Source organism: Bradyrhizobium sp. RT6a, assembly GCF_040547675.1.
Taxonomy (GTDB): Bacteria; Pseudomonadota; Alphaproteobacteria; order Rhizobiales; family Xanthobacteraceae; genus Bradyrhizobium.
Genome location: NZ_JBEPQC010000005.1, coordinates 409,660 through 425,587, shown reverse-complemented (window position 1 = coordinate 425,587; position 15,928 = coordinate 409,660). Strand labels below are relative to the sequence as shown.

11 protein-coding genes and 1 pseudogene are annotated in these 15,928 nt (G+C 58.5%); all 12 read right to left on the bottom strand.

The annotated features are described in order from the left end of the window. Positions 1–19: 19 nt before the first annotated feature. The 12 genes and pseudogenes from tnpC to ABIC03_RS27375 all read right to left on the bottom strand — a co-directional run bounded on the left by tnpC (position 20) and on the right by ABIC03_RS27375 (position 15,816). Positions 20–1,585: an IS66 family transposase gene (tnpC, locus tag ABIC03_RS27430; protein WP_354062627.1), complete on the bottom strand. Its 1,566-nt coding sequence runs from the start codon at positions 1,583–1,585 to the stop codon at positions 20–22. 51 nt (positions 1,586–1,636) lie between these two features. After that, positions 1,637–1,990 (bottom strand): IS66 family insertion sequence element accessory protein TnpB, encoded by a 354-nt coding sequence (tnpB, locus tag ABIC03_RS27425; protein WP_091898177.1) that lies wholly within the window; start codon positions 1,988–1,990, stop codon positions 1,637–1,639. Continuing rightward, positions 1,984–2,406 (bottom strand): IS66-like element accessory protein TnpA, encoded by a 423-nt coding sequence (gene tnpA, locus ABIC03_RS27420; RefSeq protein ID WP_354062625.1) that lies wholly within the window; start codon positions 2,404–2,406, stop codon positions 1,984–1,986. Before tnpA ends, tnpB begins: the two co-directional genes overlap by 7 nt. Before the next feature lie 647 nt (positions 2,407–3,053). Next, positions 3,054–4,142: an ABC transporter ATP-binding protein gene (locus tag ABIC03_RS27415; protein WP_354062623.1), complete on the bottom strand. Its 1,089-nt coding sequence runs from the start codon at positions 4,140–4,142 to the stop codon at positions 3,054–3,056. 11 nt (positions 4,143–4,153) lie between these two features. Continuing rightward, on the bottom strand, positions 4,154–4,954 hold the full coding sequence (locus ABIC03_RS27410; RefSeq protein ID WP_354062621.1) for an ABC transporter permease: 801 nt from the start codon (positions 4,952–4,954) through the stop codon (positions 4,154–4,156). Then, positions 4,944–5,768: an ABC transporter permease gene (locus ABIC03_RS27405; RefSeq protein ID WP_354062619.1), complete on the bottom strand. Its 825-nt coding sequence runs from the start codon at positions 5,766–5,768 to the stop codon at positions 4,944–4,946. The genes ABIC03_RS27410 and ABIC03_RS27405 overlap by 11 nt, the downstream gene beginning before the upstream one ends. A 142-nt stretch (positions 5,769–5,910) precedes the next feature. Next, the gene (locus tag ABIC03_RS27400; protein ID WP_354062617.1) at positions 5,911–6,966 is read right to left on the bottom strand and encodes an extracellular solute-binding protein; all 1,056 of its coding nucleotides are present in this window, start codon (positions 6,964–6,966) and stop codon (positions 5,911–5,913) included. A gap of 1,076 nt (positions 6,967–8,042) precedes the next feature. After that, positions 8,043–9,309 (bottom strand): annotated as a pseudogene (locus ABIC03_RS27395) (Glu/Leu/Phe/Val family dehydrogenase). Positions 9,310–9,714: 405 nt separating this feature from the next. Beyond that, positions 9,715–10,896, bottom strand: a complete 1,182-nt coding sequence (locus tag ABIC03_RS27390; protein WP_354062615.1) for a M20 metallopeptidase family protein — start codon at positions 10,894–10,896, stop codon at positions 9,715–9,717. Positions 10,897–11,347: 451 nt separating this feature from the next. After that, a complete protein-coding gene (locus ABIC03_RS27385; RefSeq protein WP_354062613.1) occupies positions 11,348–11,962 on the bottom strand; it encodes an aspartate/glutamate racemase family protein in 615 nt (204 codons plus the stop codon). A 752-nt stretch (positions 11,963–12,714) separates the two neighbouring features. Then, positions 12,715–13,908: a M20 aminoacylase family protein gene (locus ABIC03_RS27380; protein WP_354062611.1), complete on the bottom strand. Its 1,194-nt coding sequence runs from the start codon at positions 13,906–13,908 to the stop codon at positions 12,715–12,717. A gap of 450 nt (positions 13,909–14,358) precedes the next feature. Next, positions 14,359–15,816, bottom strand: a complete 1,458-nt coding sequence (locus ABIC03_RS27375) for an FAD-binding oxidoreductase (RefSeq protein WP_354062609.1) — start codon at positions 15,814–15,816, stop codon at positions 14,359–14,361. Positions 15,817–15,928: the final 112 nt, after the last annotated feature.

The window sequence follows — 15,928 nt, the reverse complement described above, 5'->3', positions numbered from 1 at the left end:
ACCGCGGTCGTGTTCAGGCTCATGCCGCCAGCCTCGGATCGTGTGCATGCATCGTGTAGATCGACGCCCAAGGGAGCAGTTCGTCCAGTCGCGCCACAGGCCAACCATTGACAAGCTTCGCGAGAACATCAGCGAGCCAGTGCTCGGCACTGACGCCATTGAGCTTACAGGTCTCGATTAGTGAAGCTAGAACTGCCCAATTCTCGGCGCCCTCGTCGCAACCGGCAAAAAGGGAGTTCTTGGCAGTAAGCTTGATCGGCCGCATCGCACGCTCGACAGCATTCGTGTCCATCTCGATGCGCCCGTCATCAAGATAGAGCGTCAAGCCGTCCCAATGACGCAGCGCGTAACGCAAGGCCTTCGCCGTGTCGCTCTTCTGTGCAAGGTGATCAAGCTTGGCCTCAAACCACTGCTTCAAGGCTGTAGCCAGAGGTCGGGAATGCGCCTGCCTGCCAGCACGGCGCTCGACATCTGATCGGCCGCGGAGCGCTTTTTCGACCGCGTAAAGTTGCGCGATGCGCTCAAGAGCCTCGCGGGCAACCGGAGCTGGCGCCGGAGCGGCCTCGCGCTCGATCTTCACAAACTGGCGCCTCAGATGCGACCAGCAGAAGGCGAGCGTGCCGGACAAGGCGTCCGCACGCGTCTCTCGGGTCATAGTCTTGTAAGCCTGATAACCGTCGCAGTGGATGATGCCGCGAAAGCCCTCAAGTAGCTGCAAGCCATGAACGGCCCCACGGCCCGGTGCATAGGCGTAAACCACGCCAGGTGGGTCAGGTCCGGCCCAGGGCCTGTCATCGCGTGACAGCGCCCAGAAGTAGCCGGTTTTGGTCCTGCCGCGCCCCGGATCCAATACCGGTGCGGGGGTCTCGTCGACACAGAGCTTCGAAGAGGCGAGCACAAGCTGACGCAGACGATGCCACAAGGGCTTCAATTCCTGGGCGCCATAGCCAACCCAGAAGGCGAGCGTGGAACGATCCAGCGCTATTCCGTGCGTCGCCAGCATCTGCGCCTGGCGGTAAAGCGGCAAATGCCAATGATACTTGGCATCGATCACATGCGCGACGAGCCGCTCGGTCGGCAGTCCTCCCCTGATCAATCGCTCGGGAGCAGCATGCTGGAGGACGACGCTGTGACAGGCGCGGCAGGCCAGTTTGGGGCGGCGGGTGACGATGACGCGATACTGCGCCGGTACGACGTCCAGCCTCTGGCTCTCATCGTGACCGATCTCAAAAAGGTCGCCTGCGCAGAACGGGCAGCAGGTTGCAGTGGGCATCAGGGTCTCGATGATGCGCGGCAAATGCTCCGGCAGCTTGCCACGATTGGCCCTGCGCTCGGCAGCTCTCTTCTCGCGTGCTTTGGGATTGGCGCGGTCCTCGGCTGCCTCGAGAGCCGCGACAGCCTGATCGATATCCTCCAGAACAAGCTGGAGCTGATCAGCGTCAAGCTTTTCCGAGGATCGACCGAACTGCGCGTCTTTTGCAAGCTTGAGCAACCGCTCGAGCCTGGCGCAGCGATCCAGCAGAGCCGCGGCAAAGGCACGCAACTCGGCTGGATCGCTCGGCAGCTCATCAGGCAAATCACTCATTGGCCCGAGTCTGTCATGCTTCGCGCCCCGATGCAGCGAAGATTTTATGTCCTACGCAAGCGCTTTCGGCTGCGGGATTCGAGGCGCATGCATGCGTGTCCAATCCATGCCGGCCAGAAGCGCGGACAACTGCGCGGCGTTCATTCGCATGACGCCGTCAACGACCGGCGGCCACTTGAAGGCGCTGCCCTCAAGCCGCTTCCAATACAGCACGAGGCCACTACCATCCCAGACAACAATCTTCACCCGATCAGCGCGCTTCGCACGGAAGACCACCGCCACGCCCTTCATCGGATCGTGGCCCAGCGTCTCCTTCGCCAACAGCGCCAGGCCATCTGCGCCCTTCCTGAAGTCTACAGGTCGGGTCGCAACATAAATCATGAGGCCAGCGGGAGCCGTCAGCATGAACGTGTCCGGCGCAACGCAACAAACACATCACTCAACACAGCAAGGCAAGGCGTCCCTCGCACCTCAACTCGTGCCCCATGGAGCTCAACCGTCACAACGGCTGCTTCCGGCGACCCGGAGGGAGCTGCAGCCACCGATGGCGACGATTCCGACACCAACGGCACAAACGACAGTGCTCCCCCCGCAGCTGGCAGCACCAGTTGACCTGAACGCGCCCGGCGCCGCCAGTCATGCACCTGCTGGGGCCGGCAGCCATGGCGACGTGCGACATCTGTTACGATCGCGCCCGGTTCGAGACTGTCCGCGACGATCTGCGCCTTCAAATCATCTGGCCACTGTTTCCGGCCGCCGCCGGCGTACACTTCTATGCGCGGTGACAACGGTCGTCTTATGTCGTCCGAATGGTCGTCCATTGTGAGCACCCTTGCAGAAGATGACTCTTCTAACGGCGCTCATAGGTCTACGCACAAACAATCTGATGGGCCTCGCAGCCCCGCTTACGATAGAGCGACGCATGAGACGAAACGAGGCCCTTGAGGAACACCTCGTCCGTAGGAGGCACGACTGAGATGCCCCCGCGCGGAATGGGCGCAACCGATGAACATGTTTCCGTTGAGGAGATATTCGACTTCCTCCGCTGCCATCTCCTTTCAGGTTCGACTATCTTTCAAGGGACGACAAATAGAGTCGTGATCACACCCACTTGCACTCCGACTCTCCGCGTCGCGATAGGATGCCTGCCGAGTGGCATCCAAATCGAGGCGGACGAGCCCATTGATTGCGCCGAGCAAGATCGACGCGCGATTGCCGTTGGGCTCCAGACCACATCCGCGGATCGGTTAACCCCGTGGTCCGAAAGCTCACGCAGCTTCACAGGAACACGCCACACTCAAGGTGCACTTTACCACAATCGACGTTTTGGCTCGTGGAGCTCTTATGAGCACCAGCATATTTCATCAGACTCTGAGACACCTTGCTGAGCGGTCGGAAGGAGCGCCCGCTTAAGGGCCCTTCCCAGGCTCCTGTTCCAGAATGGCGGCGAGTCCTTCAAGCCGCCCTCTTATGCCTCCCCAATTAGGCGCAAGTTGTCCGCGCTAATAATAATGCCAAGCACGTCTCCGTGCTGCGGATGACGTCCAAAGGGAAAGCGCTCCTGCATTATGAGTTGCTCTCCATTGACATCAAGCACAACGCGTGTTGCGCCTCCCAGATACTGAGAATGGAGGACGCGCGCCTGCTGCCTTTGGCCAGGAGCGCCATCGGCCGACAACTTAAGTTGTTCCGGCCGGATCACCACTGTAGCAGGACCAGCACTCCAATTGCCCATGATGCGAAGGCCAGCAGTCGACGTAAAAGCGCCAGCATCGTCCACCGTCCCCTTCAGCAGCGAACACCAGCCGATGAACTTTGCGACGAATGGCGTGGCGGGCGTTTCGTAGATTTCGCCGGGCGTTCCAATCTGCTCAACCTTCCCGGCATTCATGACGACAATCCGATCTGACATTGTCAACGCCTCCTCTTGGTCGTGTGTTACGAACAAGGTGGTAACGTTGACGGACCTGACCACCTCCTGGAGTTCTTCCCGCATTCGAACTCGTAGCTGCGCGTCTAAATTCGAGAATGGTTCGTCAAGAAGGAGCACCGCCGGTTTGATTGCTAGTGCGCGAGCTAGTGCGACGCGTTGCTGTTGGCCCCCCGACAGCTGGCTTGGCAAGCGTTGAGCTAAATGAGCTAACTCGACAAGTTTGAGCATTTCGTCAACGCGCTTATCGCGCTTCTCACGCGGCCACCTCAGATTCTCCAGACCAAACGAGACGTTTTCAGCAACTGTCATATGCGGAAAAAGCGCATAACTCTGGAACACCATGCCGGTATCGCGTCGATAAGGCGGTTGATGCGTCATATCGATGTTGTTAATGTGTATACTGCCGGAAGATGGCTCCACAAATCCCGCGACCATGCGAAGAGTCGTCGTTTTGCCGCACCCCGATGGACCAAGCAGGCAGAGAAGTTCCCCTCGCCGAGCCTTGAGCGAAATGTCTGCCACCGCAGCCGCATCGCCGTAGAGCTTAGAAACAGAGCGCAATTCCACGACAAAGTCGTTGCTTTCGGACACGGCGTCTTCTTTTCCTTCCGACAAGGCGAGCATCTCTCCTCCGACTACACGACCCGGTCGGCGCCGATCAAGCGCTCGATCACCAGGATAATGACTAGTGTTATCACGATCATTAGGCTGGATACCGCGGCAACCAGCGGGTCATAGCTGGTGTCGACGTAGGTGAATATCTGTACTGGTAAGGTGACGTGGCCGCCGTAAGTCAAGAATGCGGAAACCGTGACGTTTCCGAATGATGTAACAAAGGCAAAGATCGCAGCCGACAAAAGGCCAGGCAGGATGAGAGGCAGAGTGATGCGCCGAATGACCTTCAAAGGCGAGGCGCGTAGATTCATCGCTGCCTCCTCGAGTACGCGATTGTGCAAGCTTAGACTCGCAAGGATGGTGCGCATCACGTAAGGGATTGCAAGTACCAGATGACCTAGCAGCAAGGGATATATCGTTTGGGTAAGGTTCAACTTGGCGAAGAGTTGCAACAGGCCGATCCCGAGAACGACTGCCGGAATAATCAAGGGTGAGAAGGCGAGCGCTTGCAGGAAACCTTTGCCAGGGAATGCGAAACGATTAACTGCAAATGCGGCAGCAAAGCCGATGGCTAGTGCCATCGTGGAAACAAGAACGGCAATGTACGTACTCGTCCAGAGCGCAGTCATAAACAATTCGTTCTGCCACGCTTCTCGGTACCAGCGCATGGAGAAGCCGGCGGGCGGAAAATTCAACGAGTCACCGCTGGTAAATGAACAAACAATCACCAGAAGTGCTGGCAGCGCAAGCATCGCGTACACGATTGCGCGGACGGCCGCCCCGGAAGCCGCCATTGCGCGGTCAATAAGATCAACGCGCATAGCGCCCCCCTTTCCTAACCAGACGAGACGCAGCTAGGGCATTCAGCGCCGCTGTAACACCAAGTCCGCTCACGAGCAGGATGAAAGCCATTGCCGCGCCGGAGGGCCAATTCAGTTCTGCCATGATGCGCTCATAGATGAGGCTACCGAGCATCGCGACGCGATTTCCGCCGATAAGCCGGGGCGTAATGAACGCCGAGATCGAGAGCACGAAAACGAGGTTAAAGCCGGCAAATATGCCCGGAAGCGCGAGCGGAATGACAACTTTGCGGAAGGTCGCGAATCGGTTGGCGCGTAGATTGGCGGCGGCGTGCTCAAGCACTGGATCTATTTGAGTGACCACACTCATGACGGACAAGATCATGAATGGAAGGAATTGTTGCACCAGGACAGTTATCACCGCTGGCCGGCTAAACAGAAGCTGCTTCGGCGAAGAAGCAATGCCGGAACTTAAGAGGAGTGCGTTGATCACTCCATTACGTCCAAGAATGATCAACCACCCAAATACAATGACCATAAGGCTAAGCGTTAGCGGCATGATGACGATAATGATGCGCCACCGCCTTGCCAGAGGCGAAAGCCGCGCAAGCGAGTACCCGGTGGGGAATCCAATTCCCAGGCAAATCAGGCTGACGATAATCCCGTCGACAAACGTTTCGAATAGCACCGAAGAGTAATAGGAGTCGGAAAAGAACCGGATATATTGCTTCAGACTAAAGCCGCTTCCATCGAGAAGGTGACTCTCAGACAGAAAACTGGCCCTCAGCAATCCGAACGTGGGCACGATCAAGAATAGCACGAGCAGCAGGATCATTGGGGCTAGCAGGAGCGCAGGGGTTAGGACCCGGCGACTGGCAAGAGGCTCCTCCATATGAAACCCTTCGGGATTGGTAACAACTCATTCATGACGCCGCGGTATCGACGAACCCCGGAAACACCACAGCGATTCCAGCCAGCTAGCTTCGGATGATCTTGTTCAGCTCCTCGGTCCAAGCACTGCGGTTCGCTATAAGCTTCTCCCAATCAACTTTCTTTTTCAAAGCAATGCGTGCCTGCGAGTTGAACAACAGGTCCTGGCGAAGCTCTTCTGGCAGAGTAACGTCAGTTGTTACTCCGTACCGGAGCGCCCGAGGTACACCGAGGACGCCCTCATCGGACAACAACTGCTCGGCATAGGCGTATGCGGCTTCAGGGTATTTAATACCCTTGACGACGTTGATGTAGGTGGTGACCGAGTAAACTCCCTTAGGCGGGACAACAGTGACAATGGGAAGGCCCTTGGTCCTTAGTTCGTGAGCGCGACCATCCCAGAATATGCCAGCATACACCTCTTCGTTTTGAAACATCTGGATCTCGGCGACATTTGTCTGCGCGAGTGCGACAATATTTGTCTTCGCGGCGCTCATTACCTTGAACGCAGGCTCTACGTTTTCGATCGAGCCGCCATTTTCGTCGGCCAAGCCGAGAAGGGTCAGAAGGCTGCCGTATGTGGCGGGAGCCATAACAACCGCGCGCCCCACCAGATCAGGTCGCGCAATATCCGAATAGGAGGCAATCGGCGGCTTGATGTACTTTGAATTGTAGACTGGGATAACCGAAGCGACGCTGAATGGCACCCCGTAATGGCCGAATTCGCGAAAGTCCGGGAGAATCCTTTTGACGTTCGGGACCTCCGACGCCCTGATCTCCTCGATCATGCCCGCCTTGGTGAGTTCGACCATGTTCGGGCTATCACCCATAAACAGGTCATAAGGCGGATTGTCTCTATTGGCGATCAGTTTGACAAAGTCGGCTGATGTCGTGCCGGCGATGAATTGAACCTTGAGCCCGTATCTCTCCTCAAGGGGCGCGGCCACACTCTTTTTGAGGGCTTCGTCGTAAAGCCCGCCATATCCGTTTACGCGCAACGTGATGCCGGAAAATTTCTTCGACTCAGCGTGGACGTAGGGCGCAGCTAGCGCCCCGGCTGTGGCCGTGGCTGCCACTTTCAGGAATGTTCGCCTCTTTATCATGTCCAACCTCTTCCGTTTCAGCTCAAGCGAAATCGACTGTTCCGGTCGCCGGTCCAAGGAGCGACACGTTCGGGGAGCCGCGGACGACCCCGAGTAGGTTGCAATTCCCGGGGCGCGTACGGCTGTCCGACGATCGCGCCGAACCTGGTCCCGCTCGTTCGCCGACCAGCACGTCTCCTCGCCACGACCGGCAAAGCGACGCGAGTTTCCTGGGCAGCTCGACCGAAAACACCCTGGTCAGACGATCGGCGGCAACTCTCTGGGCATCGTTTCGGCGACTGTGCAACCTTCCGCCCTCCCGCCAATCTTAAACCGCACGCAATTCCCGCTCGTCACGGAATACTACGGACTTCCCGGACGAGTATTCAGCAATGACGAGCTTGTGGCGGCTGAAATCCTGCGTCTAACGGCCAGATACAGCGTCTTTACGTTATTGTAGGCGGCAACCGAGCCGTGATCCCATTCCGCACATCGTGCGATGGTCGTTTCGACCGTCGCTTCATCCGAAGCTCGATTTCGAAGAAGGTTGGAGTGTTCGTTTGATATCTGCCAGGTACCAGCATCGCTCTGTTTCAGATCGAGCGCCCTGGTCGTTCTCGCCCCCGCGAAGGCTTGCAACGCGGCGCAGGTTGCTGCGGAACGGCCCAATTGCGTGCTCTTGGACAGCAGCAATTGAGGGCTACCGTCGGCGGGTTTCAGAGATCACGCCAAATATCCCGGTCCCGGCCAGTCGAGTAGTGACAATAGAAGGGTCCGGCCCAGCATAGCGTCACCGTGAGCGGAAGCGAAACGGTCGCGACTTCCGCAGAGTGATCCGGCGAAGCCGGCGTAGGCAGACCGTGATGCTCGGGTACGAGTTTACCAAGACAACGCACTCAGCGCCAATTCCGCTTTGAGGCCCGACTGTATTGGTCTCACTAGTTCGTGCCGAGAGGTGCGACACACGCCCCGGCGGGAAAAGGCAGTATTCATAAGGGTATCCGTTTCGGCACCACGATCTGCTGGCTCATGATCGCGTTTTGCCCTGCAGTTCTTCGATGACCTATCAAGCTCGTCCGTTCGAAAGGACAACGTGATCAGGGAAAGAGACCTCTGGTTCGCTTTGCTCCTTGCACCACGTCAATTCCGATGGCCGTTGCTGCCATTCGATTCGAGATCCGATCGTGTTTCGCGCGCGTTATGGTTTGCTGGAACGAACGTTCGAGGATCCGGTACAGACGATCGAATACCTCCGCCTGCTCCCAGAACAGTCGCTGGAGGTCCTGCACCCATTCGAAATAGCTGACGATGACTCCCCCCGAATTGCAAAGGATATCTGGCAAAACGAAAATCTCGTCGCCTCGTGTGTGCAGGATTGCATCGGCCTCAGGCGTGGTTGGACCATTTGCTCCTTCGGCCAGAACTCGGCACTTGAGCTGTCCGGCATTCCGGCCCGTAATGACCTGCTCGATTGCAGCCGGTATGAGGACATCGCACTTCTGAACGAGCAACTCCGAGGGGGAAATGAGGCTCTGAGAGGAAAAGCCGGCAAGGTGGCCGTGCTCGGATGTATGGCCGTGTAGGGCGGCAAGGTCGAGACCGGCGGGATCAAAGTATGCGGCCGTGTGATCGCTAACGCCGATGATCTTTAGACCTCTTTCAGCCAGGGCATAGGCTGCTATCGCCCCAACGTTGCCAAACCCTTGCACAATGGCCGTTGCCCCATCGGCGCGAATGCCGAGAATTTCAAGCACGCGACCGACCAGATAGGCTACACCGCGTCCTGTTGCCTCGCGGCGACCGAGTGTACCTCCAGCCGATACGGGCTTTCCGGTGACGATCTCGTTGACGGTCTGCCCCTGATACATCGAATAGGTGTCCATAAACCACGCCATGACTTGCTCGTTAGTGCCCATATCCGGGGCCATGACATCGGTATGCGGACCGACGAAAGGGATCATCTCTTGCATATACCGTCGCGATAGAGCTTCCAGTTCGCGCGGCGACAACGCATAAGGATCAACGGTAATCCCCCCTTTTGCTCCGCCATAGGGAAGGCCCGCTAACGCGCATTTCCAACTCATCCAAACGGCTAGGGCGGCGACCTCGCCGATATCTACGGAGGGCGCGAATCGCGTGCCAACCCTTGGTTGGCCCCAGCGTCAGGTGATGTTGGACCCGGTAGCCCTGAAAGACCTCTGTACGGCCATCGTCCCTGTGAATTGGGCAGGATACGGCGATTGCGCGCTTCGGATAGAGTAGTCGATCTCTGTCCATTTCCGGTATTTGCAGGTGATCGGCAACATGCTCGAATTGCTGCTTGGCCATTTCGAACACGGGACCGGTATAGATTGATCTGTTCATGGGCACTCATCAAGGCGGTTTTGGCGTGACGCCGATTGGATTCTCAGGTCGTTAGCCGCCCAAAAGGGAGGCCAGTACGTTCGCCGTGAGGATGGTGACAACGAACGTGTTGGAAGGTGTAAGGTCGTGTCGTTTCCCGCAGGGCCGAGCTGCGGCCGCACGCAGCTTCAGAAGTCCTTCCAAGGGTGAGCGCCCTCACATGGCTGAAGCCGCAAAGCGCCTCAACTTTGTTTGTGGTGGGTAGCGGCGCGGACTATGAAGACGAGGACGGACCGACTCCTCATGTGCCAATGATTCGCAACATCGAGCGGCAGATCAGGCATGGGGTGCCCTCGCATGCGGCATGGGTAATCGCGCGCACTTCAACCGGAAGACGTCTTGCTTCGGCATTCGGTGCGACCGATCTCAGGTATGCAGCAAATCTAAAATGTATTTGACGGCAAGTTCCGTCGCCGGAATGATGAGCTCATCCGAGGCTCCGAAAGTCGGCGTATGTACGGGCGATCCGTTGGCCGCCGAGCGGCTACCGAACCAAAAATAGATCGAAGGTACGCACGCCGAATAGAACCCGAAATCGTCGCTACCTGTGACCTCCTTGCTCGCATTGAAGCCATCAGGGCCGGCCGTGTCATGAACGAGTTGGCGGAAGCGCCTCACCATCTCCGCATCGTTGACGACAGGGGGTTCACCCGAGCGGATGACGCACTCCGCTTGGCCACGGTGCATCGCCGCGGCGCCTTCGGCCACTTCCCGCACGCGCTGGCACAGCTGCCCCCTACGTTCTGGGCTGCGAGTTCTGATCGTCCCTTCCATAACGACGGAAGGGCAAATGATATTGGTTGCCTCGCCGCCGTGAATGGTACCGATTGTGACCACCGCCCCGTCATCGGGTGGCATTTCGCGCGAGACCACTTTTTGTACCTCGTTCACGAAGGCAGCGGCGATTGCGATCGCGTCGACGCCCTTATGGGGCGCCGCGCCATGGGCCATCTTACCCGTAATGGTAAGTCTGAACTGATCGGCCGACTTGGTTACAGCACCCTCGCGCGCGCCAAACTTGCCAGCGGGAATCTCGGGAGCGACGTGAAAGCCGACGGCGTGGTCGAAGCCTTCCAGCAGTTTCTCATCCTGCACAGTGCGTCCCCCCAGCGGCTCGGCCTCCTCGGCCGGCTGGAAGAAGACGCGCACTTTACCTGCGAAGTTGTCGCGCATTCGATGGAAGGCGAGTGCAGCCCCGAGCGCGATCGAGCCGTGCATGTCGTGGCCGCAGGCATGCATAACACCTTTGACCTGTGATTGATAAGAGAGGTCATCGCGCGTCTCCTGGATCGGCAGCGCGTCGATATCGCCGCGTACCGCGATCGAGCGCTTTGGGCCGGAGGCCGTGCCTTCAATATCGATGTAGAGGCCGGTCTTATGGAAAGTTTGGGTGTGGTTGAGACCAAATTGCTGGAGCACGCACCGAATCCGCTCCTGCGTTTTCCATTCCGCGTTCGAGAGTTCAGGCTCACGATGCATCGCATGCCGTAATTCGATCACTGCATCGCGCTCGGAATCCGATAAAAAGCTGTTGGTGCGCGCTCTCATCCGTCTACTCTCTTATCCGCGCCTTCGGGCCCGTAAGTTCTCAGCAGAAAACTCTAGCGTGTTGCGGCGAAGGAAATCGACCAGTTTTAGCTCGGTCCCGCATGTTTCGGCCGATTTCGCTAGGTTTGACGTTGAATTTCGATAGGCAAGCTGCCGAACCGGCGGCTGGGCCCGATGCAACCCTTCCGGGCTCTCCATGAGAGATTCTCTCTAAGCGCGTACCGGCGACAACTCTTTTTGCGCGCAGCGCTTCTTTGAGGTCACCTCGATTGCAAGGCAAAAGTGTAAAGGGCCGGCAATCTCGCAATAAGCAAAGCTTAGCGCTTCCGCAAACACTGCAGGTATACCAAGGGGCGTGTTTTCTACGGAGAGCGCGAGAGACTCTGACCTGCGATCTGTCTGGGATTGGCATCAGGGGCGAGCGTAGAGACTGTTCAAGGCAGCTACGGCCTCAAGGAACGGACGCCATCATCTGCCGGCAGAGACCAACGATATCGTAGACGGGCAGCCTCGCAATACGACGAATTGCCGGAGCAACGATCGGGAATGCAGCACATTCGAAAAGAATGACTGCGATCTGCGGGTGTGCGACGCGAAGTCGCGCGACGCAATTGGCCACATCCGCCTCGATGGCAGCCACGTCGGTTGGCGGCGCCGGACGCTTTAGCTCGTCGTGCCAAAACTTGCCGCCTTCAATGCCACCAATCACGACTCTTGCCCGCTCGTTAGGGTCGTCGAGTCCAAGCAGGTCTTCGCTGCAAAATTTGGAGTCGTAGGTTAGAATAGCAAGCTTTGCCAGCGGCGGCAGCTGCCGAAGTAAAGCTGGCAGCAACAGCAGGCTAGACATCCCGACAGGAACATTTACCGAGGCCGCGACTGCGGCCTGGTGACGGATAGAGAAACCGCAAGTTGAACTGATCGCGACTGCACCCCGCTCCACCAGACGCCGCGCGGCGGCGATGAAAGCCGGCTCGAGCACCGGATCCCCGCGTACGACGTTCTCGACCCAAGCCCCCTCGACGGTTTCGTAGACGACCGGAAAGTCGAAGCTGGCGGGATTCAGCATCGAGCCACACGGCGGACTCGGTGGCGTCGCGCCGGGTGGCACCCCGCGCTCGAGCTTGAGAATTCCCAATGTGTGTGGAGGTTCTGCTGTCATGGCTCAAACTTAACCCGGTTCGGTCGCAAATTCCCACCTCAGAGTCCGGCCTTGCAGCCGAAATTCTGCGAAAACGCGTCGAGCGCGAACCTTGCCTGCGATTAGGGGCCCGCCGTCCCGATCGAGCGGCCGTTGAAACGCTTGGCTTGTGGATCGGATCAAATTAATGAGGCTATCGGCGCAAGCGAGAGAACCAGCCCACCCCTCCTCATCATGAGCCGAGATGGCCACCGCTCTTCGGGCGATTAGGACGCATCCAGATCGTGCCATTTTTTAGGGGGCACGCGCTTTTTCGCCAGGACTTTCTTTCGCTCAGACTCTACTATTTCACATACCTCCAAGATGCTTACACCCGGTGGATCGATTGGTAGTAGCCACCAGCAGAGAGCATCAGCATCAAATTGCGCATTTTGGGCGAAACGAATTCTGCCGCGTATTGCCCTTCCAAGGCGGCGGATGTCGATCCAAATCGACATAAGACAACGAGCCTCCCGTTCCGAGTACCTGTCTCACCATACGGACGCTTCGCTGTGGCCAGATTCATGTGATCGATCTGGCGCGAAATTCGGGTCCATGCGAGCTATTTTCGTGCAAAGGCGCTGTCTCTCTCTTTCTGCGCCGTCGCATCAATCGCGGTCCGACAACCTCCGCATTGACAACTAGGCTGTTCGCGCTAACCAACGCCGCGACAATTCTACCCAGTATGTCGATCCCAACGAGAGTATCTCGTCATTGAAATCGTAACTGGTATTGTGAAGAGCGCAGGGACCCGGCCCGTGGCCCTCCTCACGGTGCTCCCCATCCCCGGCCCCCAGAAATGCGAAGGCGCCAGGGCGCGCCTGTAGCATATATGCGAAATCCTCCGAGCCCATTGTCGGTACAACGTCCGCATCCACTTTCGCCTCGTCAACAATCGATTTCATTACTTCCCCCGCAAAGCGTGTTTCAGCCGGCGTGTTCACCGTGGGCAGATAGCGTTTGATCATGAGCTCGGCCCTACATTCATGTGCCGCGGAAATATTTTGGACGATCGTCTGCATCCTGGACTCGATTAGATCCAATGTCTTCTCGTCGAACGCTCTTATGGTGCCGGCAAGTGTGGCTGTATCTGGGACGATGTTTCTCGCCTCGCCCCCATTGAACTGAGTGACAGATAGTACTGCTGCATCCATTGGATTCTTGTTGCGGGTGATGATGCCCTGGAGCGCCGTGACGACTTGTGAACCCGTTAAGATGGGATCCTTTCCATGATGCGGAAACGCAGCGTGCGCGCCGACGCCAATGATCCGAATGTCGAAGTTGGTGCATCCCGCCAAAATCGGACCAGGCCTAATGCCGAAGTTATTTACGGGCAGGCCTGGCCAATTATGCAAACCGAAGACTGCGTCGACCGGAAACTGTCTGAAGATACCCTCATCCACCATCACCTTCGCGCCCGACCCATTTTCCTCCGCTGGGGAGAAGACGAATACGATTGTGCCATCGAAATCTCGAGTATGTGCCAAATGGCGAGCAGCGCCCAACAACATCGCCATGTGCCCATCATGACCGCAGGCATGCATCTTTCCGGGATACTGCGACCGATGCGCGAACCCGTTGAGTTCCTGCATCGGCAGGGCATCCATGTCCGCGCGTAATCCAATCGAGCGTTTCCCGTCACCGAGGCGCAGCACGCCAACCACACCCGTGCGACCGAGGCCACGGTGCACCTCGACGCCATATTCTTTCAATGTCTTGGCAATGAGATCCGACGTTTCGGTCTCCTCGAAAGCCAACTCCGGATGAGCATGGAACCAGCGTCGCAATGCCCTCGTCTCTCCTTCCGCGGCCTTTATCTCTGGGATGGTTCGCATTGTGAGGCTCCGGTGGACGTATCTGCGCTTGTCGCCTGACAGGCATTGTTTTCAATTACGACGTTCAACTTCGAGCAGCGGTCGGGGCGCGCGCTGAATTCGGCTGAGAAACAGCTCTGTTGACGTGCGCCTGTAGCGAACTCATGGCTAAATGTAGCGAACGCCGAAAGACTGATTTGTGCGATAAATCGCATGCCGGCGCCCTAATCCAGCCTCAAGGCGCACCTCTTGGGCGGATTTCTGCCAAGCCGTGGCTCTCAGGCTCTTGCCGTACTGCGGCGATCATTACACTTCCGCTGAGAACAGCGAATGCAGCCATGTTTGGTTATGGGCAGCGGCAACTCGAGATTTTGTCCGCAGCTATTCTTCGATTCCTGACCACAACGCCACGACCAGACCGACGACTGTATCTGCGGTCGAACGAGTGCCGGCTCGACGAGACAGGAGCGTTCACAGCACTTTGCCCGGGTTCATGATGCCAAGCGGATCGAGCATCGCCTTGAGCTGTCGCATCAGCTCGATTGCGGTCTTGTCCTTCACCTCGGGCAGTTCGTCGCGCTTGAGCACGCCGATGCCGTGCTCGGCCGAGATCGAGCCGCCCATGCGCGGCACGATGGCGAACACGACCGCGTTCATCTCGTGCCAGCGCGCCAGATAGTCCGCGGTGTTGGCGCCGATCGGCTGGCTGACATTGTAGTGCAGATTGCCGTCGCCGAGATGGCCGAACGGCACCGGTCGCGCGCCGGGGATCAGCTTCACCGCGGCTTCATTGGCTTCGGCGATGAAGGCGGGCACGGTCGCCACCGGCACGGAGATGTCGTGCTTGATCGAGCCGCCCTCCGGCTTCTGCGCCGACGACATCTCGTCGCGCAGCTTCCAGAAGCCGGCGCGCTGGGTGAGGTTGGCCGCGATCACCGCGTCGTCGACGATCTCGTCCTCCATGGCGCGGCCCAGGATCGTCTCCAGCAGCGTGCGGGCGTCATCGCCGGGCGAAGACAACTCCATCAGCACGTACCAGTCATGCTTTTGCGCGAGCGGATCGCGCACGTCGATGCCGTGGCGGATCGAGAAATCGACCGCCATCTCCGAGAGCAGCTCAAAACTCGTCAGCGCATTGGCGACCTCGCTTTGCGCGATCGCCAGGAGTTTCAGCGCGGCGTCCGGCGACTTCAGCCCGACGAAGGCGGTCTCGATCGACCGCGGCTTCGGAAACAGCTTCAGCGTCGCCGCCGTGATGATGCCGAGCGTGCCTTCCGCGCCGATGAAGAGGTTGTGCAGATTGTAGCCGGTGTTGTCCTTCTTCAGCTTCGACAGCACGCCCAGCACGCGCCCGTCCGCCAGCACCACTTCGAGCCCCAGCGCCATCTCGCGCGCGACGCCATAGGCGAGCGCGGCCGTGCCGCCGGCATTGGTCGAGAGATTGCCGCCGATGGTGCAGCTCCCTTCCGCGCCCAGCGACAGCGGAAACAGCCGGTCCACATCGGCGGCCTTCTGCTGTGCGATCTGAAGCACCACGCCGGCCTCGCAGGTCATGGTGTTGGAGGCGACGTCGACCTCACGAATCTTGTCGAGCCGCCGCAGCGACACCACCACTTCGCCATTGTGCGGCGTCTGGCCGCCGACGAGCCCGGTGTTGCCGCCCTGCGGCACCAGCGCGATTTTGTGCTCGGAGGCGAGCTTGCAGATTGCGGCGACTTCCGCGGTCGAGCCCGGGCGCAGCACCAGCGGCGAGCGGCCGTGGAACAGATTGCGCTCCTCGGTGACATAGGCCTCGATATCGGCCGCATCGGTGATCGCGTGCTTCCCACCGACGATCTTGCGGAATTTCCCGATCAACTCTGGCAGAAGCGGCGCTGCGGGAGTCCTGCTGATAGTCACGACCGTTACCTTCGTAAGCGGCGCCGACATTACAGCTGTCGGCAATGCAAATTGCGGAAAAAGCAGCGCTCAAAAACAATGATTCAGCCGGCAAGTCGACCGCCTGTGCCACTGCACCGATAAAGTAGAGCACTGGGATATT